This is a genomic window from Microbacterium sp. Leaf351, from assembly GCF_001423825.1.
GTDB classification, from domain to species: Bacteria; Actinomycetota; Actinomycetes; order Actinomycetales; family Microbacteriaceae; genus Microbacterium; species Microbacterium ginsengisoli.
Window position 1 is genome coordinate 64,369 of the sequence record NZ_LMPK01000015.1, and the last position, 3,649, is coordinate 68,017.

A 3,649-nucleotide genomic window follows, 5' to 3' on the forward strand; every position below is an offset into this window, starting at 1 on the left:
CTCGACCGGTGCGCGGCGGCAGCACACCTCGACCGAGTGCTTCGAGACGCCCCGGTTGGGGGTGTCCCGTCCGAGGAACCACTTCGTGTCGTCGAAGCGCACCCCGACGCTCACCGAGTGCTGCCCCTCGCTGGAGTTCTCGACGCGGGCCGTGCACCAGTAGGTGCCGTTGCCGGTGTCGGTGTACTGGTAGTACGGGTTGAAGCGGTCGTCGACGTCGAAGACGGCCCGGCTCGTCCAGCGACGGCAGCACATCTGGCCCTCGGTGGCCCCCAGCCGGTCGGTCGGGAAGTTCACGTCGTCGTTCTCGTAGGACTTCGTGATCGTGCCCGACTCGTGCACCTTGAGGAAGTGCACCGGGATGCCGAGGTGCACCGTGGCGAGGTTGGTGAACCGGTGCGCGGCGGTCTCGTACGAGACCGAGTAGGCGTCGCGGAGGTCCTCGATCGAGATGGCCTTGCGCGTCTTCGCCTCGCCGAGGAACGGCACGGCGTGGGCCTCGGGAATGAGCAGTGCGCCGGTGAGGTAGTTCGTCTCGACCCGCTGACGCAGGAAGTCCGCGTAGCTGGCGGGTTCGGTGTGCCCGAGGATGCGGCTCGAGAGCGCCTGCAGCACCGCGGTGCGCGAGTCGCCCTTCTGCGTGAGCTTGCTGGAGAGGTAGAGCCGCCCGTTCTTGAGGTCGGCGACGCTGCGGGTGGTCTGCGGCAGGTCGGGCACGTAGTGCAGCGTGAACCCGAGGTGGGCGGCGATGTCGCTCGTGGTGCGCTGGGTGAGGGGGCCGCCCGGGTGGTGCACGGCATCGAGGATGTCGCGGGCCTGCCGTTCGAGCTCGGGGAAGTAGTTGTTCTGCCCGCGCATGAGATGGCGCAGCTCCACGTTCGCGCGCCGGGCCTCCTCGGGGGTGGCGGCGCGCTCGTCGCGGAGCCGCTCGATCTCGTGCTGGAGGGCGAGCATGGCCTTCAGCGCCTCGTCGGGCACGGTCTTGCCGATGCGGAAGGGCGAGATGCCGAGGGCCTGGAAGGTCTGCCCCTTCATGGCGCGCTCGAGGGAGACCTCGAGGGTGGCGCGCTCGTCGAGCGTCTCGGCCTCGAGCAGCGCGTCGATGGAGGTGCCGAGCGCCTTCGCGATCGCGCGCAGCAGGGTGAGCTTCGGCTCGCGTTTGCCGGTCTCGATCATGGACAGCTGGCTGGGGGCGCGTTCGACCGCCTCGGCGAGCGCCTCGAGGGTGAGCCCCTGCTTCGTGCGCAGCTGACGGATGCGTCGGCCGATCGTCAGCGCGTCGGCCTCGACGTCAGTTTCGGTGGGAGTTTCCGCGAGCGTCATGCCGCGCAGTCTGTCACGAAGAGTGAATTTTTTGCAATCTTCACTCCGAAAATCGCAGGGTTCGCTCTTGAACTTCACGGATAGTGGTCTCACGACGACCTGCCGGTCCACCGACGGACCCGGCATCCGATGAAGGAGACCGCCATGACGATTCAGGCCACGCCCGGACAGCCGCCGCTTCGCGCCGGCGACCAGACGCAGACCGCAGCCGAGCTGCAGGAGATCTGGGACACCGACCCCCGCTGGGACGGCATCGAGCGCACGTACACCGCCGAGGACGTCGTCCGTCTGCGCGGCTCGCTGCGCGAGGAGAGCACCCTCGCCCGCCGCGGCGCCGAGAACCTGTGGAACCTGCTCCACACCGAGGACTACATCCGCGCCCTCGGCGCGTACACCGGCGGCCAGGCCGTGCAGCAGGTGCGCGCGGGCCTGAAGGCCATCTACCTCTCCGGGTGGCAGGTCGCCGCCGACGGCAACCTCGCCGGCCAGACCTACCCCGACCAGAGCCTCTACCCCGCCAACTCGGTTCCGTCGGTCGTGCGCCGCATCAACAACGCGCTGCTGCGTCAGGACCAGATCGAGCACGCCGAGGGCACGATCACCCAGGACTGGCTCGCCCCCATCGTCGCCGACGCCGAGGCCGGCTTCGGCGGCCCGCTGAACGCGTACGAGCTCGCCCAGTCGCTCATCCAGGCCGGCGCCGCCGGCATCCACTGGGAGGACCAGCTGGCCAGCGAGAAGAAGTGCGGCCACCTCGGCGGCAAGGTGCTCGTGCCGATCCAGCAGCACATCCGCACCCTCAACGCGGCCCGCCTCGCGGCCGACGTCGCGGGCGTGCCGACCGTGATCATCGCGCGCACCGACTCGCTCGCCGCCGACCTGCTCACGAGCGACGTCGACCCCCGCGACCAGGAGTTCACGACCGGCGAGCGCACCACCGAGGGCTTCTACCGCGTCCGCGCCGGCATCGAGCCGGTCATCGCCCGCGGCCTCGCCTTCGCCCCGTACGCCGACCTGATCTGGGTCGAGACCGGCGAGCCCGACATCGAGCTGGCGCGCGAGTTCGCGGCCGCGATCCACGCCGAGTTCCCGGGCAAGATGCTCGCGTACAACTGCTCGCCGAGCTTCAACTGGAAGCGTCACCTGAACGACGAGCAGATCGCGACCTTCCAGCAGGAGCTCGCCGACCTCGGCTACAAGTTCCAGTTCATCACCCTCGCCGGCTTCCACGCCCTCAACTACTCGATGTTCGACCTCGCCCGCGGCTACGCCGAGCGCGCGATGAGCGCCTACGTCGAGCTGCAGGAGCGCGAGTTCGCCGCCGAGGACGACGGCTACACCGCCACCAAGCACCAGCGCGAGGCCGGCACCGGCTACTTCGACTTCGTGTCGACCGCGCTGAACCCCGACAGCGCCACCCTCGCGCTGGTCGGTTCGACCGAGTCCGAGCAGTTCCACTGATCCGCGACAGCGTCATCGGATGCCTCGGGGCCGGGGCACACCTCGCGCCCCGGGGCATCCCCCACACCCCCTGACAGAACATCTCCTAGGAAGAACGGGCCAATGACTCCCACCGCCACGGGCATCGCGCCCACGACGAACTCCACCCCCACGACCCACGCGGGTCCCGCGATCGAGATCACGGGCCGCCTCGGCGAGCGCTACGACGAGATCCTCACCCCGGACGCCGTCGCCTTCCTCACCGAGCTCCACCACCGCTTCTCGGGACGCCGCCACGACCGGCTCGCCGACCGCATGCGCCGCCGTTTCGAGATCGGCAACGGCCGCGACCCGCGCTTCCGCGACGACACCGCCGCCGTGCGCGCGAACCCCGACTGGAAGGTCGCCGGTGCCGGACCCGGCCTCGAGGACCGCCGCGTCGAGATCACGGGTCCGACCGACCCCAAGATGACCATCAACGCACTCAACTCGGGCGCCCGCGTGTGGCTCGCCGACCAGGAGGACGCCACCTCGCCGACGTGGAAGAACGTCGTCGAGGGCCAGCTGTCGCTGTTCGACGCGATCCGCGGCCAGTTGTCGTTCACCAGCCCCGAGGGCAAGGAGTACCGCGTCACCGCCGAGCGCACCCCGACGATCGTGATGCGTCCGCGCGGCTGGCACCTGGTCGAGAAGCACATCCGCTTCATCGACCGAACGGGCCGCGGGATGGCGGCATCCGGGTCGCTCGTCGACTTCGGGCTGTACTTCTTCCACAACGCGCAGCAGCTGATCGCGAACGGCTCGGGTCCGTACTTCTACATCGCCAAGCTCGAGTCGAGCGAGGAGGCGAAGCTGTGGGACGACATCTTCACCTTCAGCGAGGAGT

The 3,649-nt window shown here is 69.4% G+C and carries 1 protein-coding gene and 2 pseudogenes; 2 read left to right on the forward strand and 1 reads right to left on the reverse strand.

What is annotated here, in order from left to right:
• Nucleotides 1-1,323 (reverse strand): annotated as a pseudogene (locus tag ASG00_RS05960) (helix-turn-helix domain-containing protein); the annotation flags it as partial.
• Between the two features lie 144 nt (nt 1,324-1,467).
• Between ASG00_RS05960 and aceA the strand changes: the two are divergent.
• Both aceA and ASG00_RS17315 read left to right on the forward strand, forming a co-directional pair.
• On the forward strand, nt 1,468-2,784 hold the full coding sequence (gene aceA, locus ASG00_RS05965) for an isocitrate lyase (RefSeq protein ID WP_045247336.1): 1,317 nt from the start codon (nt 1,468-1,470) through the stop codon (nt 2,782-2,784).
• Nucleotides 2,785-2,886: 102 nt separating this feature from the next.
• Nucleotides 2,887-3,649 (forward strand): annotated as a pseudogene (locus ASG00_RS17315) (malate synthase A); the annotation flags it as partial.

Coding starts and splice junctions, on each gene's coding strand:
- aceA (WP_045247336.1), top strand. CDS start 1,468: ATGACGATTCAGGCCACGCCCGGACAGCCGCCGCTTCGCGCCGGCGAC.